This is a genomic window from Pseudomonas sp. NBRC 111143, from assembly GCF_001320965.1.
Taxonomy (GTDB): domain Bacteria; phylum Pseudomonadota; class Gammaproteobacteria; order Pseudomonadales; family Pseudomonadaceae; genus Aquipseudomonas; species Aquipseudomonas machongensis.
On sequence record NZ_BCBT01000004.1, the window covers coordinates 1 to 22,187 of the forward strand.

Annotated in this window: 24 protein-coding genes; 10 read left to right on the forward strand and 14 right to left on the reverse strand. The window is 62.2% G+C overall.

All coding sequences use genetic code 11. The features are described 5' to 3' along the window. From APH44_RS03245 to APH44_RS03255, 3 genes are all read right to left on the reverse strand, one after another. Positions 1–673: pyrimidine/purine nucleosidase domain-containing protein (locus tag APH44_RS03245; RefSeq protein ID WP_156343716.1), on the reverse strand; the 673-nt coding region annotated here is incomplete at its 3' end. 121 nt (positions 674–794) lie between these two features. Continuing rightward, complete coding sequence (pncB, locus tag APH44_RS03250) at positions 795–1,997, reverse strand: nicotinate phosphoribosyltransferase (RefSeq protein WP_054891261.1); 1,203 nt, start codon at positions 1,995–1,997, stop codon at positions 795–797. Further along, a complete protein-coding gene (locus APH44_RS03255; RefSeq protein WP_054891262.1) occupies positions 1,994–2,644 on the reverse strand; it encodes a nicotinamidase in 651 nt (216 codons plus the stop codon). The genes pncB and APH44_RS03255 overlap by 4 nt, the downstream gene beginning before the upstream one ends. 135 nt (positions 2,645–2,779) lie before the next feature. Between APH44_RS03255 and APH44_RS03260 the strand changes: the two genes are divergently transcribed. Next, positions 2,780–3,481 carry an NUDIX domain-containing protein gene (locus APH44_RS03260; RefSeq protein ID WP_054891263.1) on the forward strand — a complete coding sequence of 234 codons (702 nt, stop codon included), beginning with the start codon at positions 2,780–2,782 and terminating at the stop codon, positions 3,479–3,481. Between the two features lie 65 nt (positions 3,482–3,546). Next, complete coding sequence (locus tag APH44_RS03265) at positions 3,547–3,978, forward strand: hypothetical protein (RefSeq protein WP_054891264.1); 432 nt, start codon at positions 3,547–3,549, stop codon at positions 3,976–3,978. Between the two features lie 48 nt (positions 3,979–4,026). Here APH44_RS03265 and pbpG read toward each other — a convergent pair whose 3' ends face one another. The 3 genes from pbpG to APH44_RS03280 all read right to left on the reverse strand — a co-directional run bounded on the left by pbpG (position 4,027) and on the right by APH44_RS03280 (position 5,851). Further along, complete coding sequence (gene pbpG / locus APH44_RS03270) at positions 4,027–4,953, reverse strand: D-alanyl-D-alanine endopeptidase (protein ID WP_226938311.1); 927 nt, start codon at positions 4,951–4,953, stop codon at positions 4,027–4,029. A gap of 271 nt (positions 4,954–5,224) precedes the next feature. Further along, entirely contained in the window at positions 5,225–5,407 is a 183-nt protein-coding gene (locus APH44_RS03275; RefSeq protein ID WP_054891266.1) for a hypothetical protein, read from the reverse strand. A gap of 105 nt (positions 5,408–5,512) precedes the next feature. After that, on the reverse strand, positions 5,513–5,851 hold the full coding sequence (locus APH44_RS03280) for a hypothetical protein (RefSeq protein ID WP_054891267.1): 339 nt from the start codon (positions 5,849–5,851) through the stop codon (positions 5,513–5,515). 161 nt (positions 5,852–6,012) lie between these two features. Here APH44_RS03280 and APH44_RS03285 point away from each other — a divergent pair, with 161 nt between their 5' ends. Further along, entirely contained in the window at positions 6,013–6,834 is an 822-nt protein-coding gene (locus APH44_RS03285) for a shikimate 5-dehydrogenase (protein ID WP_054891268.1), read from the forward strand. A gap of 42 nt (positions 6,835–6,876) precedes the next feature. Here APH44_RS03285 and APH44_RS03290 read toward each other — a convergent pair whose 3' ends face one another. The 3 genes from APH44_RS03290 to APH44_RS03300 all read right to left on the reverse strand — a co-directional run bounded on the left by APH44_RS03290 (position 6,877) and on the right by APH44_RS03300 (position 8,341). Further along, positions 6,877–7,119 (reverse strand): hypothetical protein, encoded by a 243-nt coding sequence (locus tag APH44_RS03290; protein ID WP_054891269.1) that lies wholly within the window; start codon positions 7,117–7,119, stop codon positions 6,877–6,879. A 98-nt stretch (positions 7,120–7,217) separates the two neighbouring features. After that, entirely contained in the window at positions 7,218–7,745 is a 528-nt protein-coding gene (gene gloA / locus APH44_RS03295) for a lactoylglutathione lyase (RefSeq protein WP_054891270.1), read from the reverse strand. Positions 7,746–7,972: 227 nt separating this feature from the next. Next, positions 7,973–8,341, reverse strand: a complete 369-nt coding sequence (locus tag APH44_RS03300; protein WP_054891428.1) for a histone-like nucleoid-structuring protein, MvaT/MvaU family — start codon at positions 8,339–8,341, stop codon at positions 7,973–7,975. Between the two features lie 353 nt (positions 8,342–8,694). On the opposite strand from APH44_RS03300, the gene APH44_RS03305 reads away from it, so the two are divergent. Next, positions 8,695–9,984, forward strand: a complete 1,290-nt coding sequence (locus APH44_RS03305) for an OprD family porin (protein WP_054891271.1) — start codon at positions 8,695–8,697, stop codon at positions 9,982–9,984. A 65-nt stretch (positions 9,985–10,049) separates the two neighbouring features. Beyond that, positions 10,050–10,799, forward strand: coding sequence for a precorrin-6A synthase (deacetylating) (gene cobF / locus APH44_RS03310; RefSeq protein ID WP_054891272.1), 750 nt, complete (start codon positions 10,050–10,052; stop codon positions 10,797–10,799). 8 nt (positions 10,800–10,807) lie between these two features. On the opposite strand, the gene APH44_RS03315 is transcribed toward cobF, so the two are convergent. Beyond that, positions 10,808–11,158: a response regulator gene (locus APH44_RS03315; protein ID WP_054891273.1), complete on the reverse strand. Its 351-nt coding sequence runs from the start codon at positions 11,156–11,158 to the stop codon at positions 10,808–10,810. A gap of 260 nt (positions 11,159–11,418) precedes the next feature. Here APH44_RS03315 and APH44_RS03320 point away from each other — a divergent pair, with 260 nt between their 5' ends. From APH44_RS03320 to APH44_RS03340, 5 genes are read left to right on the forward strand one after another with little or no spacing between them, the layout of a single operon-like run. Beyond that, on the forward strand, positions 11,419–14,886 hold the full coding sequence (locus tag APH44_RS03320; RefSeq protein ID WP_054891274.1) for a response regulator: 3,468 nt from the start codon (positions 11,419–11,421) through the stop codon (positions 14,884–14,886). Then, complete coding sequence (locus APH44_RS03325; protein ID WP_054891275.1) at positions 14,883–15,704, forward strand: protein-glutamate O-methyltransferase CheR; 822 nt, start codon at positions 14,883–14,885, stop codon at positions 15,702–15,704. Before APH44_RS03320 ends, APH44_RS03325 begins: the two co-directional genes overlap by 4 nt. Then, a complete protein-coding gene (locus APH44_RS03330) occupies positions 15,701–16,276 on the forward strand; it encodes a chemotaxis protein CheB (protein ID WP_054891276.1) in 576 nt (191 codons plus the stop codon). The genes APH44_RS03325 and APH44_RS03330 overlap by 4 nt, the downstream gene beginning before the upstream one ends. Next, the gene (locus APH44_RS03335) at positions 16,270–17,496 is read left to right on the forward strand and encodes a hybrid sensor histidine kinase/response regulator (protein ID WP_054891277.1); all 1,227 of its coding nucleotides are present in this window, start codon (positions 16,270–16,272) and stop codon (positions 17,494–17,496) included. The genes APH44_RS03330 and APH44_RS03335 overlap by 7 nt, the downstream gene beginning before the upstream one ends. 44 nt (positions 17,497–17,540) lie before the next feature. After that, the gene (locus APH44_RS03340) at positions 17,541–17,918 is read left to right on the forward strand and encodes a response regulator (protein ID WP_054891278.1); all 378 of its coding nucleotides are present in this window, start codon (positions 17,541–17,543) and stop codon (positions 17,916–17,918) included. Between the two features lie 6 nt (positions 17,919–17,924). On the opposite strand, the gene APH44_RS03345 is transcribed toward APH44_RS03340, so the two are convergent. The 4 genes from APH44_RS03345 to APH44_RS03360 form a co-directional block, all read right to left on the reverse strand. After that, entirely contained in the window at positions 17,925–18,557 is a 633-nt protein-coding gene (locus APH44_RS03345) for a LysE family translocator (protein ID WP_054891279.1), read from the reverse strand. A gap of 105 nt (positions 18,558–18,662) precedes the next feature. After that, a complete protein-coding gene (locus APH44_RS03350; protein ID WP_054891280.1) occupies positions 18,663–19,817 on the reverse strand; it encodes a cysteine desulfurase family protein in 1,155 nt (384 codons plus the stop codon). Between the two features lie 159 nt (positions 19,818–19,976). Next, positions 19,977–21,020, reverse strand: coding sequence for a hypothetical protein (locus APH44_RS03355; RefSeq protein WP_054891281.1), 1,044 nt, complete (start codon positions 21,018–21,020; stop codon positions 19,977–19,979). 93 nt (positions 21,021–21,113) lie between these two features. Beyond that, positions 21,114–22,052, reverse strand: coding sequence for a LysR family transcriptional regulator (locus tag APH44_RS03360; protein WP_054891282.1), 939 nt, complete (start codon positions 22,050–22,052; stop codon positions 21,114–21,116). Between the last annotated feature and the right edge of the window lie 135 nt (positions 22,053–22,187).

A 22,187-nucleotide genomic window follows, 5' to 3' on the forward strand; every position in this document is an offset into this window, starting at 1 on the left:
CGGCAGCGATGATGCCCGGTTCGGTCAGGCCCAGGTAGCGGCTGCCGTGCATGCGCTGCTTGGCGTGGGCGATGGTGGCGCCCTTCATCGGGCCCTTCATGACGCCCGGGCCGCAACCAGTGCAGACGTCCAGCTTGCGCAGGCCCAGTTCATGGCCGACTTTCTTGGTGTACTGGTATTCCTCGCTGCTGATCGAGTGACCGCCCCAGCACACCACCATCTTCGGCTCCACGCCCGGACGCAGGGTGCGTGCGTTGCGCAGCAGGTGGAATACGTAGTCGGTGATGCCCTGGGAGCTTTCCAGGTCGATGCGTTGGCTGGCCAGCTCGCTTTCGGTGTAGACGATGTCACGCAGGGCGCTGAACAGCATTTCGCGGGTGCTGGCGATCATTTCGCCATCGACGAAGGCGTCGGCCGGGGCATTGAGCAATTCCAGGCGCACGCCGCGATCTTGCTGGTGGATGCGCACCTCGAAGTCCTTGTAGGCCTCGAGGATGGTCTTGGCATTGTCGACATGGGCGCCGGTGTTGAGGATTGCCAGGGCGCACTGGCGGAACAGGGTGTAGAGACTGCCGGTACCGACTTCGCTCAGTTGCTGGACTTCACGTTGCGACAGCGTCTCCAGGCTGCCTTTGGGGCTGACGGAGGCGTTGATGACATTGCGTTGGGGCATCTAAGTCTTTCCTGTGCGGGTAAAACATCCTTCTTTGACAACACCATACCGACAATTGCGCGCGGCAACGAGGGGGAGAGGCAAAGATTCGGCGCTTGGGCAATTGCCAGTGCACGATGGCTCAGGCGGGGACCTTGAACACATGGCGCAGGTAGGCGACGAAATTTTCGTCCCGGCACTGCGTCTTGCCAGGGCTGTCGGAGATCTTCGCGACAGGGGCTCCGTTGCAGGCGGTCATCTTGATCACCACGTTCATCGGCGTCACCCCAGGAATGTCACAGGTCAAGTTCGTGCCGATGCCGAAGCTGACGTTGATCCGCCCGTGCAGCGCGCGGTAGAGCTGCAGTGCCTTGGCGAAATCCAGGCCGTCGGAGAAGATCAAGGTCTTGCTCAGCGGGTCGATGCCCAGGCGCTCATAGTGGGCAATGGCTTTTTCCGCCCAGGCCAGTGGATCGCCGGAGTCGTGGCGAAGGCCATCGAAGAGCTTGCCGAAATACAGGTCGAAGTCCTTCACGAAGGCGTCCATGCCGATGCAGTCGGTCAGGGCGATGCCGAGCAACCCTCGGTATTCACGCACCCAGCACTCCAGCGCTGCAACCTGGCTATCGACCAGGCGCGGGCCGAGCTGCTGGTGGGCCATGAACCATTCGTGGGCCATGGTACCGATGGGTTTGAGTTCGTATTCTCGGGCCAGGTGGACATTGCTGGTGCCGACGAAACGCCCGGGGAAGTCGCGTTTGAGGATATGCACCACCTGATCCTGTACGGGATAGGAGAAGCGTCGGCGGGTACCGAAGTCAGCGAGCTGGAACCCCGCCAGCTCATCGCTGCTGGCGTGCGCCTTGAGCCAGTCGAGTTTCTGGTACAGGCGCTCGCCCACCTGTGCCATCGTCACTTCGCGATAGCGGTAGCGATTACGCACCTCGCAAATGATTGCCAGTAACGGGATTTCATAGAGGATCACGTGCAGCCAGGGGCCGCGAATACGGATCGCCAGTTGTCCGGCATCGTCCAGTCCGACCTGGACATAACGCAGGTTGAAGCGAAACAGGCTGAGGAAACGGATGAAGTCCGGCTTGATGAAGGGGATTTTTTCCAGGTAGGCGAGCTGGTCGTGGGTCACCGAGACCTCGGCCAACTGTTCGATCTGGTAGCGGATTTCGGCAAGGTAGGGCGACAGGTCTTCGTCGTTGCGGCAGCGCAGCTCCCACTCCACCTCGGCGTTGGGGTAGTTGTGCAGCACCGCCTGCATCATGGTGATCTTGTAGAAGTCGGTATCCAGCAGGTTCTGGATGATCCGTGGGGCAAAAACGTCGTCGCTCATGGGCGAAGCTCCTTGAACAGTGCGAGCTGGCGGTCCAGCTCTTCCTCATTGGCGCACAGTACTACCCCGGCGGCAGCCAGTTCGCTGCAGGCAGCTTTGGCGCCGGCGTCGCTCAGTGCCCGGCAGGCGGGCAGGTAGAGCAGCACCTGGAATCCGGCGCGGTTCAGTTGCAGCGCGGTGGTGCGCACGCAGTAATCCAAAGCCAGGCCGCCGACCAGCACGACCTCGACGGCGTGAACCTTGAGGTACTCGATGACCCCGGTGGAGCGGTGCTCGGCCAGGTCGTGGTAGCAGGCGCCGTAGGGGTGCAAGTCAGGCTCCACGCCTTTCCAGACGAAATAGTCGTAATCGATCGGGGCAGGCAGGCCGGGCAGCAGTTCGAAACCGGGTGTGCCGGGCACGCAGTGGCTGACCCAGGTGAGGTCGGCGTTGGTCAATGCCAGTGGCTGAAGCATCTGTGCGGCATCGCTCACCACCCAGGCGGCATTGGCAGGGTGAGCATCCTTGCTGCCCAGGCGCAGGTCGGCACGACGGGCCATGGCATTGAGCGCCGGTGCAATCAGGTGGCCGCCGGGTACCGGTAGCTCCTGCGGGGCGTTAGCGGTAAAGCCGTTCTGGGCATCGACGTCGAAACTGGCGATCTTCATCAGGAGGTTCCTCCACTGGAATGCCTATATATTTCACCTGGTATTATAAGTGTGTCAAGCAGCCTTTTCCCGGGATTAGGGCTTGCATCACAAAAAACACCTGGTGGAATATGGCGTATTGAACAAGGAGTCGACATGAGTGCAGTTGAAGTCTTGGCCAGCGTGGACATCGTTGCATTGCGCCTTGCCCCGGACTTACAGGGGTTGCAGGTGTTGTTGCACCGCCGCGAGCGAGAGCCGCATCGAGGCCAGTGGGCCTTGCCGGGTGTCATCGTCAACGGCAGCACACCGGACAATAGCCTGGATGCGGCGGCCGAGCGGGCGCTGCGAGAGAAGGCACAGGTTCTGCCTCGGCACATGGAGCAGGTCGGTACAGAAGGCAACGCTTTTCGTGATCCGCGCGGGTGGTCGTTGAGTACCTACTACCTGGCATTGCTCGACCCGGCGCAGTCCATCGAGGCAGAGCAATTGGCCTTTTTCGACCTCGACAGTCTGTCGACCCGCAAAGTGCTGTTGCCGTTCGATCACGGGCTGCTGGTGCAGCGCACCTGCGAGCGGCTGGCGGCCAAGAGCCTGTACAGCAGCCTGCCGCTGTACTTGCTGCCGACGCGTTTCACGGTGCTCGATGCGTTGAGTGCGGCGCAGGCGTGCCTGGGGCGGCCGGTGAACAACACGTCGTTGCGCAAGCGCCTGGAGCGTCTGAGGGAGGCAGGCTGGGTGCGTGATACAGGCGAACGCAATCAGCCGCGACTGGGCCGGCCGCAACAGCTTTACGAGCACCTGCCGCAAGGCGTGGGCCCCTTTCTGTTCGAGCGCAGCCTGTTGCCGGAATCATGAAGCCTCAAGCATGGCGTTTGGCGGCCGATACAACGGTCAGGTCAAAATCCTTGCGGAGAAGGGAAATGGTAGGGATCACAAGTGTCAATGTCACCGGCGTGAATGGGCAGTCGTCTGCGCTGCAGACGGCCGCCCAGGCCAGCGACACTGAAAAGAGCAGCAGCGCGGCTGGCGGCGCCCAGGTCGCCATGCCGGCACCGTCTGACAAGGCCGACAAGGCCAAGAGCAGCGACAACAGCAGCGAGCCGTCACACATCCGCCAGTTGCGTGAGCTGATCAAGCAAATGCAGAAGCAACTGGCCGACGCCCAGAAGCGGCTGTCCGAGGTTCAGGCGCAACCGATGGACGAGAAGGCCAAGCTGGCTGCGGTGGCGGGTGTCCAGGCGCAAATCGCGACCATCAGCGGTCAGATCCAACAGGCGACCGCGCAGTTGCTGCAGGCCTTGAGCAAGCTGAACAGCAGTAGCTCCGGCAACTTGATCAGCACCATTGCCTGAGGGTGAGGGCAGGGCGGACCCGCAACGGGCCGCCCTGAACCTGATGACTTACTCGGACGCCACGCGCGAGCGGTTCTGGCGGTCTGACTTGTACTGCATCGCCACCGCCGGCGCCGCCTTGGCCGAGCCGGTTTCCAGCCATTGACGCAGGCGCCCGGCATCGGCGAAGTGGGTGAACTTGCCGTAGGCGTCGAGAATCACCATCGCCACCGGGCGGTTGTCCATCCTGGTCAGCAGTACCAGGCAGTGCCCCGCCTCGTTGGTGAAGCCGGTCTTGGTCAGCTTGATATCCCAGTTGCTCTTGTTCACCAGATGATCGGTGTTGCGAAAGCCCAAGGTGTAATTGGGTTTGCGGAAGGCTACGGTCTTCTCGCGGGTGGTCGAGAGCTCGCTGAGCATCGGGTAGTTGCGCGAGGCGATCAGCAGCTTGGCCAGGTCATGGGCAGTGGAGACGTTGTGCGTCGACAGGCCGGTCGGCTCGACGTAGCGGGTCTGGGTCATGCCCAGGCTGCGGGCCTTGGCGTTCATCGCCTTGATGAACGCGCCATAGCCGCCGGGATAGTGGTTGGCCAGGGTGTTGGCCGCGCGGTTCTCCGACGACATCAGGGTAATCAACAGGGTCTCGCGGCGGTTCAGCTCGCTGCCGGGGCGGACGCGGGAAAAGACACCCTTGAGGTCAGGGTTGTTGGCGATGGTCATGGTGAGCATCTCGTCCATCGGCAGCTTGGCGTCGAGCACTACCATGGCGGTCATCAGCTTGGTGACCGAGGCGATGGGCACCACGCGGTCGGCGTGGCTGGAGTACAGCTCTTTGTTGGTATTCAGGTCGATCAGCAAGGCGCTGCCGGAAGCCAGGTGCAGTTTGGAAGGATCGCGTTGTGCCGGGGCCGGGGATTGTGCAGCAGCGGTCGACGGAAGGATCGCGGTTCCTGTGAGCGCCAGCAGCAGGCTGAGGATGGACAGGGAAGTTTTCACGTTGAGGCTCACTAATAGTTGGTATGTCGTTGGCTGTGCAAGGGTTTCCCCCGAAAACCGCTGCATTGTGGAGTATGGCTCAGCGGCTGTCGATTGCTCGTCCAGGCCCAGCGTCGAAATGAAAAAACCTTCATGCTGTATCGGTTTTTCCGCCTGTTGCGACAAATGGTCCCCGCGCTTTCGCACAGGCGAAAAAAAGCCCGCCAGAGGCGGGCAGAAAGAAGCGTAAGGAGCAACGCACAACACATGAAACGGACAACAAAAACGGTGGTCAGGCGGTAAGGGTGCCGGCCTGCAGCTGTTCGGCCATGGCCTGAGCCTTGGCGCGGGAATCCAGAGGGCCGCTGACCGGCTCGCCGTTGCGCATCAGGTACCAGCAGGCCAGCAGGCCTTGAGCGCGCAAGGGAGCAGGGACAGCACTGCCGACGACAGACATGATGTGGATAGTGGCCATGTTGGACCTCCTGTGAAACATGGCCCTACCTTACGCAGCAGCCGACGCTGTTTGAAATCAACTTGCTCGATAGTGGTCATTACTTTTTTCAACGATAAGAGCAGGTCACCAGCGCGGCGGGCCGTAGTACACCGGCGGCGGGCCGTAGTAGCGGCGATACACTGGCGGCGGCGCGGGTACATAGCGCTCGACGACATAGGGCTGGTAATACACCGGCGGCGGTGGCGCCTGCACATAGACCGGAGGCGGCGGATAATAGGCCGGTTGGCGCTCCACATAGACGGTGCGGTCATGGCCGCCGGATACTGCTGCCCCGACCACGGCACCGACCACGGCTGCACCGAGTACAGGGCCTGGGCCCCAACCGCCGCCATGGGCGGCTGCTTGCCCGCTGACGGCCAGTGCGCCGACCAGCAGGGCGATTCCGGGGATGAGACGGTTCATGAATGAATCCTCGCGATAACCCCACACTTGGGGCTTATCAATAAGACCGCGAAATCGGTAAAGAGAGCACAGGTGCAAGGTAAAGGTTGTGTAAGGGGCGATTGACGGTCAGGTCTGGTACGCTCGCAGAAACGATTCAGTCATCAACGACAGGAGCAGATATGGCGATTGCACCCAGCAGGGACACGACACTGTGCATTTCCCTTGCCGGACGTCCGGGCACTTTCGGCGTGCGTTTCCACAACCACCTCTATCAACAGTTGGGGCTGGACTACTACTACAAGGCCATGACCACCCAGGACCTGCCTGCGGCAGTGGGTGGCATCCGCGCCCTGGGTATCCGCGGATGCGGTGTGTCCATGCCCTACAAAGAGGCGTGCATGGCCCTGGTGGACGAGATCGATCCCTCCGCGGCAGCCATCGAGTCGGTGAACACGCTGGTCAACACCAACGGTCACTTGAAGGCCTACAACACCGATTACCTGGCTGTGCGCCAACTGCTGGAGTCGCACCAGGTCGATCCGGCCACCGCCTTTGCCCTGCGCGGCAGCGGCGGCATGGCCAAGGCGGTGGCCAGTGCGCTGCGTGACGCAGGTTTCCGCGAGGGCCTGATCATTGCCCGCAACGAGCAGGCCGGGCGGCAGCTGGCGGACACCTGCGGGTATCGCTGGCAGCGCGAGCTGGGCGACCTGTGCCCGCCGATGCTGGTCAACGTGACCCCCATTGGCATGGCCGGCGGGCCGCAGGCGCAGGCGCTGGCCTTCCCACATGAGGCGGTCGAGGCTGCGCAACTCGTATTTGACGTGGTGGCCATGCCGGCCATGACCCCGCTGATCGTTCTCGCCCAGGAACTGGGCAAGCCGGTGATCACCGGGCTCGACGTGATTGCGCTGCAGGCGCTGGAGCAGTTCGTGCTGTACACCGGCATCAGACCGACCGTGGAGCAGGTGGAGGCCGCGGTCGCTTACGCGCGTGAAGCCTGAACGGTTGCCATCACGGGGATCCCCGTGATGGCTTGAGTGCGCTCAGAAAACCTTTTGCCCTTTGTCCAGTCGCTCGTCCACCAGGGCGCGGCCGTGCGCCAGAGAAACGTGCTGGGCGTTTTCCAGGTCGGAGAAGAACTTCATGGGCATCGACAGGCGCCTGCTGGTATGGCCTTCGGGGTCGGTGATCAGGCAGCCGGCGGCGTAGGGCAGGGGAGAATCGGGGTGGGGCATCACACTGGCGGTGATGGTGTGCTCACGGTACTCACAGTGAAGGGTTTGCATCGTCCTTACCTCGCTGTGCTGGTTTGGAAGCGCTCACCTCTATGTACCACAGCGTGGGGCCGGAAGTTCCCGGCCCCGACGAGCGTGACCTGCGTCGGTCAGCCCTTCAGTTCGGTCGGCTGGATGACTTCGACCCAGTAGCCATCCGGATCCTTGACGAACGCCAGGTGGTTCATGCGGCCATCCTGCAGGCGTTTCTGGAAGGGCACCTCCAGCGCTTCGAAGCGTGCACAGGCCTCGCGTACGTCCGGCACCGAGATGCAGATGTGGCCAAAACCGCGCGGATCGGTGTTGCCGTTGTGGTAGGCGAACTCGGCATCGCTCTCGGTGCCGTGGTTGTGGGTCAGCTCCAGCACGCCTGGAATGGATTTCATCCACTGGTGGCGTGCGGCGTCATCGGCAGGAATCTGCGCCGGGTCGACCAGGGCCAGGAAGTACAGGCTGAACTTCGCTTCGGGGAAATCGCGCTTGTCTACCAGGCGAAAGCCCAGCACGCGGGTGTAGAAGTCCAGCGACTTCTCGATATCCTTGACCCGCAGCATGGTGTGATTGAAGACGAATTTTGCGGTGGCGGTGTCGGGCTGGGCGGTGACGCCGGGCAGGGTTTGCAGATCGTTCAGGCTCATGGGGGCTCCAGAGACAAGGCCGGCGCAGACCGCGCCGACGGTGAAAACAGGACGGCCATGATACGGCAGTGAAGCGATTGCGCAAATGAAAGCGCCCTGCACGAAGGCAGGGCGCTGGAATTAGAGGCCCGCATGTGCGGGCGCGTGATGGGGTCGCTAGTCCTTTAGCTGGTTCGATACTCGCCCAGCCGATGTGAAAAAACTGTGAAGCAGGCGTGGATGTTTCATCAGCGTACCCAGGATTCCACCGTGGCCGCACCGTACTGTTCCTTCCACGCTTTCAGGCCACGGTGGTTGCCACCCTTGGTCTCGATCAGCTCGCCGGTGTGCGGGTTCTCGTAGACCTTGACCACGCGCGGACGGCGTTGCTGCTTGACGGGGCTGGTCGAGGTTTTCGCGCTGGCTTTCAGGCCCTTGGGGTCGAGGATCGCGACAATGTCGCGCAAGCCCTTGTCATAGCTTTTCATCAGCCCGAGTAGTTTCTGCTCGAATTCGATCTCGCGTTTGAGGCTGGCGTCCTTTTTCATTGTCTCCAGTTGCGCGATTTGCTCCTGAAGTGCTTTTTCGGCCGCACGAAACTCTGCAAGTCTGGACACTTTCATCACTCCTGTCAGTCGGCCGTGGCATGGCGTGACGAACATGCAACACTAATAAACGCCGGCCACGCGGATGGGTGAAACTGTTCGCTGAACAAGAGTGTAGACGTGGCCCAGTGTTCGGTAAACCTCAAACTTTTAGCGGCAAGTAAGGAACTTTCTGCGCGTCACGAACCGCAAACTCAGTGCGCTTTCCAAACCTCTGCAACAGCTTTCATACCATGGTCCAATGGCCCGACTAGAGCGCCCGCGTGAAAATGGCGCGTCGTCTTCGTTTAATGTCGAGTGCCTCGCGGCATGTGTGCCCGATAGTGCATCGGCATGTTTCTCGCCTCTTCTGGATGTTCCCCTGCATGTGCTCTCCCTTTCCTCTCGCCCCTGGCCGCAGTATTGCCGGCCTGTCCTTGTTGTGCGCGGCAGCCGGTGCGCAGGCCGATGGTTTTTTCGAAGACAGTCACGCCAAGGTCGAGGCGCGCAATGTCTATTTCAACCGGGACTTTCGTGACGGCCACAGCAGTTCCGCCCAGGGTGCTTCCAAGCGCGAGGAATGGGCGCAGGGTTTCATTCTCGATGCCCGTTCCGGCTACACCGACGGCACGCTCGGGTTCGGTGTCGATGCGCTGGGCATGCTAGGTTTCAAGCTCGATTCCAGCCCCGCCGACAGCAACAGTGGCCTGCTGCCCTCAAGTGGGCATGACCCGCGCCATTCTGCCGATCAATACGCCAAGCTGGGCGTGGCGGCAAAGATGAAGGTGTCCCGGACGGTACTGCGTTATGGCGCGATGATGCCGGACGTGCCGCTGCTCAAGTACAACGATGGTCGTCTGCTGCCCACCATGTTCCATGGTGCAATGCTGACGTCCGAAGAGTTGCGCGACCTGAAGTTCACCGTGGCCCGTCTGGACAAGTACACCGCGCGAGACTCCAGTGATCGCCAGGATATTCGCGTGCACTGCAAGAACAAGCGTTACGCCTGCGATATCCAGGCCGACCACTTCGATCTGGCGGGCGTCGATTACCGCGTCAATGATCGCCTCAGTGCCCAGTACCAGGTGTCGAAGCTCGAGAATATCTACCGCCAGCACTTCCTCGGGCTGGTCGCCACGCAAACTTTGGCGGTGGGCGCGCTTTCTGCGGACGTGCGCCTGATCAAGAGCGACGATATCGGCAACGCACGCGCCGGTGAGATCGAGCACCGAGCGTTCAGCGGCATGCTCGGCTACAGCCTGGGCGGGCACAAGTTCAGTGCCGGCTGGCAACGCATGTATGGCGACAGCGCCATGCCTTATCTGGATGGCAGCAACCCTTATCTGGTCAATTACGCTCAGGTCAACGACTTCGCAGCCGCCGGTGAGCGTTCCTGGCAATTGCGCTATGACTACGACTTCAAGGCGTTGGGCATTCCTGGCTTGAGCTTCTTCACTCGCTATATCAACGGTGATCATATCCAGGTGCCGGGCAGCAGCGCCCAAGGCAAGGAATGGGAACGTGACAGCGAACTCAAGTACCAGGTCCAGAGCGGCACCTTCAAAGATCTCAGCGTGCGTCTGCGCAACTCCACGTATCGCAGCAACTACGAACGATGGGCGCGTGACATGGACGAGACACGGGTCATCGTCAGTTACAACTTCTCGGTGTTCTGAAGCACTTTGCCAAATACCCCTGGGCGATGAACAATGATCGGCGGTACGGGCAGCGAGGCAATGCCATGAAGCAACTTCTGTTGATCGGTATAGGCCCGGGCGACCCCCGTCAGGTCACTTTCGAGGCCGTCGACGCGTTGCGCCGCGCCACGGTGTTCTTCGTGCTCGATAAAGGTGGCGACAAGCATGAGCTGTTGCAACTGCGTAAACTCATGCTCGAGCGCTATGTCCCCGAGGGTGGGTATCGCCTGGTGCAACTGGAGGATCCGCGGCGGGACGGGCAGCACCAGGACTATGTCGGTGCGGTGCAGGACTGGCACCGCGCGCGCGCAGCCCTGTACGCCCGCATGCTCGAGGATGAACTGGCAGCCGACGATATCGGCGCCTTCCTGTTGTGGGGCGAGCCGGGGCTGTATGACAGCACCTTGCGCATTCTTGACCTGGTGCGCGAGCGCGGGGTGGCGCTGCAGCTTGAAATCATCCCTGGGATCAGCAGTGTCCAGGCCTTGGCCGCGCGACACCGGATCGCGCTGAACCGCATTGGCGAACCCCTGATCGTACTGCCGGCGCGGCGCCTGGCCGAGCAGGCAGTGATCGACAACGTCGTGGTGATGCTCGATGGACAGTGCGCGTTCACCGCGCTGGACGACCCGGGCCTGACGATCTACTGGGGGGCTTATCTGGGAACGGCAGACGAGATCCTGGTGGCCGGCAAGCTGGTGGAGGTCAAGTCACAGATCGTGCAAGTGCGCGAGGACGCGCGGCGGCGCAAGGGCTGGATCATGGATACCTACCTTTTGCGCCGTGAGGGGTGAGGCCCGCGTCAGGGCGTCCCGAGGATTTCCACGACCTTGTCGCGCAGTTGGTCGATGCTGAATGGCTTGCCGATCAGGTGCATGCCCTCGGGGACATTGACGTTCTCGGCGTAGCCACTGGCGAACAGCACCGGCAGCAGCGGCCGGATTTCCCGGGCCTTGGCGGCCAGCGCTTCGCCGCGCATGTCAGGAAGGCCGACATCGGTCATCAGCAGCGACAGGGGTTGTGTGCCATCCTCGAGAATCCTCAAGGCTGTGGTGGCGTCCTGCGCCTCGATGGTGGTGTAGCCAAATTCGTCGAGCACGTCGACCATCAGCATACGAACGATGTCGTCGTCTTCGACTACCAGAAGGTGCATGGTTTGAATCCTGTCGCGTAAGGGAAATGTCTTTACTCTGTGCCTGTCGCACAGGCAGAAGTTCCGTCAGGATAGCGGCCCCTGCAATCGGATGGAACGATTGGCTGCGGATAGCTTCAAATACTGGCTAAATGCCCTGCCAGATCAGGCAAAGCTGGTTAGACTCGCACCAGGTGCGGGCGTGGCAGCGGCATACAACAATGACTGAATGTAGTGGCCACACACTGTTCAATGGACTTATTTCGCTCGGGCGTTATCAGATGATTCAAGCAGCCTCCATGGATCAACGCAGTTTTCGCAAGCTGCTGAGCCGTAACGTCGGCCTCCCGTTGGGTGTCGGCCTGCTGGGCGCCGTCGCCTTCGTTGCGGTGATCAACTATTTGCTCTCGGCCATGCAGTGGGTCGAGCACACCGATCGGGTGATTGGCAATGCCAACGAAACGGTCAAGCTGTCGATCGACATGGAAACCGGCATGCGCGGTTTCCTGATCACCGGCGACGAGCGCTTCCTCGACCCCTACGAGGTGGCCAAGCCGAGAATCTTCAGCAGTCTGGACAGCCTGCGTGGCATGGTCCTGGACAACCCACCGCAGGTCGATCGTATCGACCGCCTGGTGGCCCTTCAGCGTGCCTGGAACGAGTTCGGTAGCGAACTGATCAAGGTGCGCCGCGACCAGGGCGATTTTCGCGGCGTGATCGGCAGTGGTCGCGGCAAGCGCATCACTGACGAGATCCGCAAGGAATTCGACGACTTCGTTGCCACCGAGCAGCAGCTGCGCATGGCGCGCAACGAGAAGGTCAGCACGGTCACCGTCACCGCGATCAGCGCATTCGTGCTGTTCATCGTCGGCCTCAGTGCGCTGCTGGCCTACCTGGGGCGGCGTGACCTGTTGGCGCTGTCCGAAAGCTATGTCAGCAACCTGCAGGCTCAGCAGCGTTCGGCCGAGCGTCTGGAACACCAGGCCTGGTTGCGCAACGGGCAGACCCAGTTGGGGCAGGAGGTCATTGGGCAACTGACGCTGACCATGCTGGGGGACAACATCTTGCGCTTCTTCGCCGGCTACTTGGGTAGTGTGGTCGGTGCACTGTATATCCGTGACAGTCATGGGCGCCTGGTGCGCGTGGCCAGCTATGGGCTCGATGCCGAACAGCAGGGGCGCGAGCAGGTAATGGCCGAGCACGATGGCCTGCTGGCCCAGGTGGTGCGCGAGCGTCGCGTGCTGCGTCTGGATGACCTGCCGCAGGATTACTATCGGCTGAGCTCCGGCCTGGGCAGCGGGCTACCGCGCAGTGCCTTGCTGGCGCCGGCCAGTGACAACAACCAGGTCAATGGCGTACTCGAGCTGGGCTTCCTGCGGCCGCTGCAGGAGCGTGATGTCGAGTTGCTGGAACGGATCAGCGAAAACCTCGGCATCTCCCTGGAGAGCGCGCGCTATCGTCAGCGCCTGCAGGAAGTGCTTGCCGAAACTCAACAATTGAATGAAGAACTGCAGGTCCAGCAAGAGGAGCTCAAGACGGCGAACGAGGAGCTCGAAGAGCAGTCGCGTGTGCTCAAGGAGTCCCAGGCCCACCTGGAGACCCAGCAGGCCGAGCTCGAGCAGACCAACGAGCAACTGGCCGAGCGCACCGTCGCCCTGGACCGCAAGAACAGCGAGCTCAATGCTGCGCAAGTGGAACTGCAGGCGCGTGCCGAGGACTTGCAGCGTTCCAGCAAGTACAAGTCCGAATTCCTCGCCAATATGTCCCACGAGCTGCGCACGCCGCTCAACAGTTCGCTGATCCTGGCCAAACTGCTGGCCGAGAATGGCGAAGGCAACCTCAGCCAGGAACAGGTCAAGTTTGCCGAGTCGATCTATTCGGCTGGCAACGATCTGCTCAACCTGATCAACGATATTCTCGACATCGCCAAGGTCGAGGCGGGCAAGCTCGAAGTGCGTCCTGAGACCACCCAGGTGGTGCGCCTGGTCGAAGGACTGCGCGGCATGTTCCAGCCGCTGGCCGATGACAAGGGCCTGAGTTTCGAGGTGAAGCTGGAGTCGCAGGTGCCGGCGACCCTGTTCACCGACCGACAGCGTCTGGAGCAGATCCTCAAGAACCTGTTGTCCAACGCCATCAAGTTCACCGAGCGTGGTCAGGTAAGCCTGAACATCAGTCATCAGGTCGGCATGGGCATCGTCTTTGCCGTGCGTGACAGCGGCATCGGTATCGCCGCCGACCAGCAACAGGCAATCTTCGGTGCTTTCCATCAGGTCGACGGCACCAGCAACCGCCGCTATGGTGGCACCGGTCTGGGCCTGTCGATCTCACGCGACCTGGCGCACTTGCTCGGTGGCCAGATCAGCGTCGACAGCAGTCCCGGCCAGGGCAGCGTGTTCAGCCTGATCATTCCCGAGCGCTACGAATCGGTGGATGGACAGGAAGAGGCCCACAGCCTGCGCCCGACCCTCGATCAGTTGCCGCCGCCACCGCGCGCGCTGGCTGCACCTCAACAGCCGCTGCCGATTCCCGAATTTGCCGACGATCGCGAGCAGGCGCCGTTCGCCAATCGCTGCATTCTGGTGATCGAGGACGAGCCGAATTTCGCCCGGATCCTCTACGACCTGGCCCATGAACTGGGCTACAACTGCCTGGTCGCCCATGGCGCCGACGAAGGCTTCGCCCTGGCGGCACAGTACGTGCCTGATGCCGTGCTGCTGGACATGCGTCTGCCCGACCATTCCGGGCTCACTGTCCTACAGCGCCTCAAGGAACAGGCCAACACCCGGCACATCCCCGTGCACATCATCTCGGTGGAAGACCGCGTCGAGGCCGCCATGCACATGGGCGCGGTGGGCTACGCGGTCAAGCCGGCCAGCCGCGAGGAGCTCAAGGAGGTGTTCAACCGCCTGGAAGCCAAGCTGACGCAGAAGCTCAAGCACATCCTGTTGGTGGAAGACGACGACCTGCAGCGCGAGAGCATCGCCCGCCTGATCGGCGACGACGACATCGAGATCACCGCCGTGGCCATGGCCCAGGAGGCCCTGGAGCTGCTGCGCGAGAACATCTACGACTGCATGATCATCGATCTCAAGCTGCCCGACATGCTCGGCAACGAGTTGCTCAAGCGCATGACGGCCGAAGACATCCGCAGCTTCCCGCCAGTGATCGTCTACACCGGGCGGAACCTCACCCGCGAAGAAGAAGCCGACCTGCTCAAGTACTCGCGTTCGATCATCATCAAGGGCGCGCGCTCGCCGGAGCGCCTGCTCGACGAAGTGACGCTGTTCCTGCACAAGGTCGAGTCGCAACTGTCCCACGAGCGCCAGCGCATGCTCAAGACCGCGCGCAGCCGCGACAAGGTGTTCGAGGGGCGCAAGATCCTGCTGGTGGACGACGATGTGCGTAACATCTTCGCCCTGACCAGTGCCCTGGAGCACAAGGGCGCTATCGTCGAGATCGGGCGCAACGGCCGTGAAGCGCTGGAGCGCCTTGAACAGCACGAGGATATCGACCTGGTGCTGATGGACGTGATGATGCCGGAAATGGACGGCTATGAAGCGACCCGGCTGATCCGCCAGCAGCCACGCTGGCGCAAGCTGCCGATCATCGCCGTGACGGCCAAGGCCATGAAGGATGACCAGCAGCGTTGCCTGCAGGCGGGCGCCAACGATTACCTGGCCAAGCCGATCGACCTTGATCGCCTGTTCTCCCTGATCCGCGTCTGGCTGCCGCAACTGGAGCGAATTTGACTAGCGAACGCAACACCGATATCGAGATCCGGCTGCTGATCGAGGCGATCTACCTCAAGTACAGCTACGACTTCCGTGACTACTCAGGCGCATCGATCAAGCGCCGGATCCTCCATGCCCTGCGACAGTTCGACTGCCGTACCGTGACTGCGTTGCAGGAGCGGGTACTGCACGACCCGGGCATGTTCATGCAGTTGCTGCAGTACCTGACGATCCCGGTCAGCGAGATGTTCCGCGACCCTGACCACTTCCTCGCCTTGCGCGAGGAAGTGGTGCCGCTGTTGCGCACCTGGCCCTCACTGAAGATCTGGATCGCCGGTTGCAGCACGGGAGAGGAGGTGTACTCCATGGCCATCCTGCTGCGCGAGGAAGGGTTGCTGCAGCGCACCATCATCTACGCCACCGACATCAACCCCAGCTCGCTGGAGAAGGCCAAGCAGGGCATCTACTCCATGCAGAGCCTGCGCGAGTACGAGGAGAACTACCGCAAGGCCGGAGGGCGGCGCGACTTCTCCGAGTACTACACTGCCGCCTACGGCAACGCCATCATGGACAGCAGCCTGCGCGACAACGTGACTTTCGCCGACCACAGCCTGGCCACCGACAGCGTGTTTTCCGAAACCCAGTTGGTGTCATGCCGCAATGTGCTGATCTACTTCAACAAAGACTTGCAGGACCGTGCCCTGGGGCTGTTCCACGAGTCGTTGTGCCATCGCGGCTTCCTGTTCCTGGGCAGCAAGGAATCGGTGGATTTTTCGGCCTATAGCGACCGCTTCGAGCCTTTGGTCAGGCCCGAGCGGATCTACCGCAAGACATGAACGGCGTGCGCGCAGTGGTCATCGGCGCCTCGGCCGGCGGCGTCGCGGCCTTGTTCGAAGTGCTTGGCGGCTTGCCAGAGGGCTTCGCCCAGCCTGTGCTGTGTGTGCTGCACCTGCCGGATGACCGCCACAGCCAACTGGCCGAGGTGCTGCATCGCCGTTTGCATCGCCCGGTGCGCGAGGCTCGTGACAAGGAACGGATAGAGGCCGGGCAGATCTATGTTGCAGCGCCCGGTTATCACCTGTCGGTGGAGCGCGACCTTAGCCTGTCGCTGAGCCAGGAGGCACCGGTACACTTTTCGCGCCCGGCGATCGACTTCCTTTTCGCCTCGGCTGCCGATGCCTATGGCGAAGGGCTGCTCGGCGTGCTGCTCACCGGTGCCAACGAAGACGGCGCCGAGGGCCTTGCCTACATAAAGAAGTGCGGAGGCCGGACCGTGGTCCAGGACCCCCGCGACGCACAGGTTGCGCTGATGCCGGAGGCCGCACTGGCCCTGCATCGCCCCGACCATATTCTTTCTCTGAGCGGTATCGGGCAGTTGCTCGCCACCCTGGAACCCAGCGCATGCTAAGCCACATCATCGCCAAACTGCTGATCGTCGACGATCTGCCGGAAAACCTGCTGGCCCTCGATGCCCTGATCCAGGGTGAGGACCGTGAGGTGCACCGCGCCCAGTCGGCCGAGCAGGCCTTGTCGCTGCTGCTCGAGCACGAGTTCGCCCTGGCCATCCTCGATGTGCAGATGCCGGGCATGAATGGTTTCGAGCTGGCCGAGCTGATGCGCGGCATGGAGAAGACCAAGAACATTCCGATCGTCTTCGTCAGCGCTGCTGGCCGCGAGATGAACTACGCCTTCAAGGGCTACGAGAGCGGCGCGGTGGACTTCCTGCACAAGCCGTTGGACACCCAGGCGGTCAAGAGCAAGGTGTCGGTGTTCGTCGACCTTTATCGCCAGCGCCAGGTGCTCGGGCGTCAGTTGGAAGCGCTCGAGCGCAGCCGGCAGGAACAGGAGCAACTGCTTGCCCAGCTGCAGGTGGCACGCAGCGAGCTGGAGCGTGCGGTGCGCATGCGCGATGACTTCATGTCGATCGTTTCCCACGAAGTGCGCACGCCACTCAACGGCCTGATCCTGGAGACCCAGCTGCGCAAGATGCATTTGTCGCGGGGCAACCTCGCGGCGTTCAGCGAAAGCCACCTGCATGCGATGGTCGAGCGTGACGAACGGCAGATCAACAGCTTGATTCGGCTGATCGAGGACATGCTCGACGTGTCGCGCATCCGCACCGGCAAACTGTCGATCCGCCCGCGGCTGTTCGACCTGTCGCAGTTGGTGCGCGGCCTGGTGGAGAACTTCTCGGCCCAGGCAACGGCGTTGGACACCCACATCGAGCTGCAACGCTGCGACGCGCTGCAGGGGGAGTGGGACGAGTTCCGTATCGAGCAGGTGCTCGCCAACTTGCTGTCCAATGCCTTGCGCTATGGCGAGCGACGCCCAGTCCAGGTGCGGGTGTTCGAACAAACCGGCATGGCCTGTGTGCAGGTCCAGGATCACGGCATTGGCATCAGTGCCGCCAACCAGCAGCGGATCTTCCAGCAGTTCGAGCGGGTTGCGGCGCACCAGGCCAGTGGTGGATTGGGGCTTGGCTTGTATATTTCCGAGCAGATCGTGCAGGCCCACGGTGGACGAATCCAGGTCGAGAGCCAAGAGGGGCAGGGTGCGACGTTCAGCATCCTGCTGCCGCTGGCGACGGCCGATCAACAAAGTGACCAGGCGCAGGCAACCTCTGTGTGACCTGGTGGTCAGATGGCCAACTATTTGAAATTCAAGGCGTTGTCATGAGCGAAGATGCACAAGATGTGGTGCTGGTGGTCGAGGACGAACCGGTCATCCGGATGATCCTGCGCGACTACTTGGCGGGGGAGGGCTATCACGTGCTGGTGGCCGAGAATGGTGAGCAGGCGTTCGCGATTCTGGCGAGCAAGCCGCACCTGGACCTGATGGTCACGGACTTTCGCCTGCCAGGCGGGATTTCCGGGGTTGATATCGCCGAGCCTGCGGTCAAGCTGCGCCCGGACCTCAAGGTGATCTTCATCAGCGGCTATCCCGCGGAGATCCTCGAGTCTGGCAGCCCGATCGCGCGCAAGGCGCCGATCCTGGCCAAACCGTTCGACCTCGACACCCTGCATGAACAGATCCAGGCATTGCTCAGATAACGCGCCTTACACCGCCTTGGTGCTGAGCAATCGCACACCCAGCCCGATGAACAGCGCACCGGTGGCGCGTTTGAACCAGGCTGCCAGGCGCGAGGCCTTCAGGCGCTGGCCGAAGCGGTATGCGGTGAAGCAGTAGAACGAATGTACCAGCCCGACGATGGCCGCGATACTGATGAACATTGCTGCGAACTGGCCGAAAATTGGCCGGCCAGGTTCAAGGAACTGCGGCAGGAAGGCGCAGAAGAACACCAAGGTCTTGGGGTTGCTCGCCGACACCAGGAAGGCTTCGACACCGATCCGCCATTTCGCGCGCGGCGCTACCGGGGGGATCTCGCCTGCGGGCAGCTTGGGCTTGTCCCGTGACAGCAACTGACGCAGGCCCAGATAGATCAGATACCCCGCACCCACCAGCTTCAACGCCAGAAATGCCGCCGGCAGCGAGATCAACAACGCACCGACGCCCATCGCCACACCGCTGATCAGCAGCAACTGCGCACTGAGGTTGCCCAGCAGCGTCATGCCCATGCCCGATGGGCCGTAACGCAGCGCGTTGCGTACGGTCAGCAGGACGTTGGGGCCCGGGGTGAGCGAGGTGATCAGGTAGGCCAGGGAAAACGTCAGCCAGAGATGCAATGCCATGGAACGCGGTCCTTCGCAGGGGAAAGCGCCAAGATGCCAGTAATCGGGGCCGGATGCCATGGCAATGGGTTTTTCTTCACTGTCCGTACCTGACAGAAGGCGTCGCTACCAGAGCGCCACGGCGCCTGCTGCAATGACCCGCCCGAACACCTCGAGCGCCTTGTCCACATCAGCCTCGGTGCTGTAGCGCCCCAGGCTGATGCGTACGCTGCTGCGTGCCTGCTGCTCGCTCAGCCCCAGGGCCAGCAGCACGTGGGATGCAGCGTTACTGGCCGAGTTGCACGCCGAGGTCGTGGAAATGGCCAGTTCGCTCGCCAATGCCGCACTGCTGAAGCCCTTGGCCTCGATGCACAGGTTCAAGGTGTGCGGGATGCGTTGTTCGGCACAACCGTTGAGGCTCACACCCGGCAAGGCCAGCAGGCCGTCACGCAGGCGTTGCGACAGTGCCTTGATCCGCTCGTGCTCGCTTGCGGCCAGGGCGCCAGCCAGGGCGAAGGCACTTCCCATGCCGACGATCTGATGCCCCGGCAGCGTTCCGGAGCGCAGCCCGCCTTCATGGCCGCCACCATGCATCTGCGCCTGCAGGCAGGGGCGCGCGCGGCTGCCGACGTACAGTGCGCCAATGCCCTTGGGGCCATAGGCCTTGTGTGCGGAAAACGACATCAGGTCGACGGCTTGGCGCGCCAGATCGATGCTGACCTTGCCCACGGCCTGGGCGGCATCCACATGCAACAGTGCGCCATGTGCGCGTACGCATTCGCCGATCCGGCCGAAGTCGGTGGTGGTGCCCAGCTCGTTGTTGACCGCCATCAGCGATACCAGGCGGGTGTCGGCTCGCAGGGCGGCCTGGACGGCTTCGGGCTGTATCAGCCCCTGTGCATCCGGCGCCAGCCTTGTGACCACCCAGCCCTGGCGCTCCAGTTCGGCGGCCGTGTCGAGCACGGCCTTGTGTTCCAACTGGCTGGTGATCAAGTGACCGGGCTGGCCGGCGCCCTGGGCGATGCCCTTGAGGGCGAGGTTGTTCGACTCGGTGGCACCGGACGTCCATACCAGCGATTCGGGCGCCGCGCCGACCTGTTCGGCGACCTGGCGACGGGCCTGTTCCACCAACTCGCGGGCGGCCTGGCCGAAGGCGTGACCGCTGGACGCAGGATTGCCGAAATGCGCCTGGCGGCCCATGCAGGCCAGCATGCTTTCGATGACCCGGTCATCGACTGGGGTGGTGGCGGCGTAGTCGAGGTACAGCGGCGAGTTGTGCATGGGTGGGTCCGTGCGAGCAGAGGCTGAAGAATGATGTGAGCATGCTAGGGGAGCCGCGAGGGAAGAAGTTTTTCTTGTTTTCGCTTTTCTCAGTGTTCAGTAGAAATATTTTTCTCCTTGAGGTCAGCCAGAAGAAAACTATTCTGGCTGACCGTTGCATCAAAGCCTCCAGCACCCTTCGAAGCGTTCGCAAACGCCGTATTGCCGGTCAAGCTGCGCCATGGCCCGCAGGTGTTCGAGCTTCGCTTCAGCGGTGATCTGGCGGTAAACCCGCGCGTAGTAACGGCTCATGTCGCGCATGCGAACCTCGCGGCTATTGTAGCGGTTACCCAACTCCAGACCCGCCCAGATCTGCAACTGCTGGTCCTGCACGCTGTTGAGGTACTTGCGGTTATTGTCGCGGAATCTGGCCTGGGCGAGGGGCTTGACCTGGCCAAGGGCTTGCTCGAAATGCTGCAGATTGGCGCGGTACTGGTCCCAGTAGGCATCGGGCAGCGTGGCATTGCCCAAGGCCTTGCGACGTTCGGCGATCTGCTGATCGGCCGGAGGTTGCTGCAGGTTGCCGGCTTGCAGTATGTCGATCACTGCGCCGGACGAGGTCAGGCTGTCATTGATGAGGCTTTCGATCATCGCGCTGCGTTGCACGGAGGCAGCCAGCGGAGTGGGCGGTAGCGGGAACAGCGGCGAGGTGCCGCTACAGCTTGCCAAGGGCTCATCGTTCAGCGGGTAGGGGATGCGTACATCCTTGCCGTCGATGCGTTGCAGGCGGGTGAGTTGAAGCATGCAGTAACCGTCGCTGCGGTCGACGCTCACTTCGTACTCCGAACCGGCGGCGGGGGTGAAGGTGACCCCGATCGAGCAGGGCGCGCCACCGGTGCTCAAGGTGTTGACAAACAGATAGAGTGGTTGGTCGGGCTCCAGGCGGATCTCCAGGTAGCCACGGGTGTCGGCGGTGGGCGGCACGCGCATGTCGGCGCGACGGCGAGTGTCTCTGGCCAGGAAGTTGTTGAGCAGGCCGGTGGTGCTGCCCTCGCATCGGGGACCCCGGTAGACATCCAGCGTCGAGTTGGAGGTGTTGGAGACGTAGCGCAGTTTTGCCGCGTCAGTGCGGCTGCTGTCCTGGTAGGTGCCGTTGAAGCTGCAGGCGCCGAGCAGTGCGCAAGCGGCAACCAGAGTGATGGAGCGTGCTGCGGTGGCGAGCATGATCGTCCTTGAGCGTTGGGTGAGGGCGGCGCAGATGCTAGAGGTGATGGCACCGTTCGTCCAGTGTGCCATCATCGAATGCACCGCCTTAGCTCAGTCGGCAGCGGCCTGCGCGGCAATCTCCCGCTCATCCTGCGCCACCACCTGCTGGCACAGTTCGATGATCTGCTCGCGCATCCAGCGGTTGGCCGGGTCCTGATCAGTGCTTTCATGCCAGTACAGGTGCGTTTCCAGTGGCGGGACTTCTACCGGCAGCGTCAGGTAGCGCAACTGATGGCGGCGTGCGAAACGCTCAGGGACGGTCATCACCATGTCGGTCTGCTGCAGCACCTGCGAGGCCATCAGGTAGTGCTGGGAGCGCAGCGCGATCTTGCGCTGCACGCCCATCTTGCCCAGTGCCAGATCGACGTAGCCCAGGCCGTTGCGACGGCTGGAAATATGGATATGGGTCATGCCCAGGTAGCTGTCGAGGGTCAGCTTGGCCTCGCCCAAGGGGTGGCCTTGGCGCAAGGCACAAACATAGCGGTCCTGCATCAGCTTGACGTGGCGCACCTGTGGATCGGTGTTCAGCGGGGCATCGACGGCGAAGTCCAGGCGACCTGCGGCCAGCTCCTTGGTGGTCTCGCGCCGCTTGCACAGGAAGCTCTCGATCACCACGCCCGGCGCCAGGCGGCGCAAACGCTGGAACAGCAGCGGCAGGACCACCGCTTCGGTGAGGTCGGTCATGCTGATGCGGAAGGTCTTGCTGGCCTGCTGCGGATTGAAGATCCGGCTTTCCTGCACCGAGGTACGCAGCAGGGCCAGGGCATTACGCACCGGGCCGATGATGTTCTGTGCCATCGGTGTCGGCACCATGCCTTGGGCGGTGCGCACGAACAGCGGGTCGTTGAAGGTTTCGCGCAGGCGTGACAGGGCATTGGATACGGCAGGCTGAGTGATGCCGACGATCTGCCCGGCACGGGTCAGGTTGGCTTCGGTGTAGATGGCGTCGAAGACGATGAACAGGTTGAGATCGACCTTGCTGAGGTTCATAAGGGCGCCACGTGTTGTTGATGTTATTCGCCGATCATATATCGGTTATGAATGTTAATACACGCCGAAAATAGACTAGGTGGATTGACCTGCACTGCTCTAGGCTCTGCTGCATGTTCTTCATTCCGCAAAGGT

Excerpts from the sequence above, each read along its gene's own strand:
- cobF (WP_054891272.1), top strand. The coding sequence starts at position 10,050 with ATGAAGCAACTTCTGTTGATCGGTATAGGCCCGGGCGACCCCCGTCAG.
- APH44_RS03290 (WP_054891269.1), bottom strand. The coding sequence starts at position 7,119 with ATGCAAACCCTTCACTGTGAGTACCGTGAGCACACCATCACCGCCAGT.
- APH44_RS03255 (WP_054891262.1), bottom strand. The coding sequence starts at position 2,644 with ATGAAGATCGCCAGTTTCGACGTCGATGCCCAGAACGGCTTTACCGCT.
- APH44_RS03335 (WP_054891277.1), top strand. The coding sequence starts at position 16,270 with ATGCTAAGCCACATCATCGCCAAACTGCTGATCGTCGACGATCTGCCG.
- APH44_RS03340 (WP_054891278.1), top strand. The coding sequence starts at position 17,541 with ATGAGCGAAGATGCACAAGATGTGGTGCTGGTGGTCGAGGACGAACCG.
- APH44_RS03265 (WP_054891264.1), top strand. The coding sequence starts at position 3,547 with ATGGTAGGGATCACAAGTGTCAATGTCACCGGCGTGAATGGGCAGTCG.
- APH44_RS03305 (WP_054891271.1), top strand. The coding sequence starts at position 8,695 with ATGTGCTCTCCCTTTCCTCTCGCCCCTGGCCGCAGTATTGCCGGCCTG.
- APH44_RS03355 (WP_054891281.1), bottom strand. The coding sequence starts at position 21,020 with ATGCTCGCCACCGCAGCACGCTCCATCACTCTGGTTGCCGCTTGCGCA.
- APH44_RS03280 (WP_054891267.1), bottom strand. The coding sequence starts at position 5,851 with ATGAACCGTCTCATCCCCGGAATCGCCCTGCTGGTCGGCGCACTGGCC.
- APH44_RS03345 (WP_054891279.1), bottom strand. The coding sequence starts at position 18,557 with ATGGCATTGCATCTCTGGCTGACGTTTTCCCTGGCCTACCTGATCACC.
- APH44_RS03330 (WP_054891276.1), top strand. The coding sequence starts at position 15,701 with ATGAACGGCGTGCGCGCAGTGGTCATCGGCGCCTCGGCCGGCGGCGTC.
- APH44_RS03275 (WP_054891266.1), bottom strand. The coding sequence starts at position 5,407 with ATGGCCACTATCCACATCATGTCTGTCGTCGGCAGTGCTGTCCCTGCT.
- APH44_RS03350 (WP_054891280.1), bottom strand. The coding sequence starts at position 19,817 with ATGCACAACTCGCCGCTGTACCTCGACTACGCCGCCACCACCCCAGTC.
- gloA (WP_054891270.1), bottom strand. The coding sequence starts at position 7,745 with ATGAGCCTGAACGATCTGCAAACCCTGCCCGGCGTCACCGCCCAGCCC.
- APH44_RS03285 (WP_054891268.1), top strand. The coding sequence starts at position 6,013 with ATGGCGATTGCACCCAGCAGGGACACGACACTGTGCATTTCCCTTGCC.
- APH44_RS03260 (WP_054891263.1), top strand. The coding sequence starts at position 2,780 with ATGAGTGCAGTTGAAGTCTTGGCCAGCGTGGACATCGTTGCATTGCGC.
- pncB (WP_054891261.1), bottom strand. The coding sequence starts at position 1,997 with ATGAGCGACGACGTTTTTGCCCCACGGATCATCCAGAACCTGCTGGAT.
- APH44_RS03315 (WP_054891273.1), bottom strand. The coding sequence starts at position 11,158 with ATGCACCTTCTGGTAGTCGAAGACGACGACATCGTTCGTATGCTGATG.
- APH44_RS03320 (WP_054891274.1), top strand. The coding sequence starts at position 11,419 with ATGATTCAAGCAGCCTCCATGGATCAACGCAGTTTTCGCAAGCTGCTG.
- APH44_RS03360 (WP_054891282.1), bottom strand. The coding sequence starts at position 22,052 with ATGAACCTCAGCAAGGTCGATCTCAACCTGTTCATCGTCTTCGACGCC.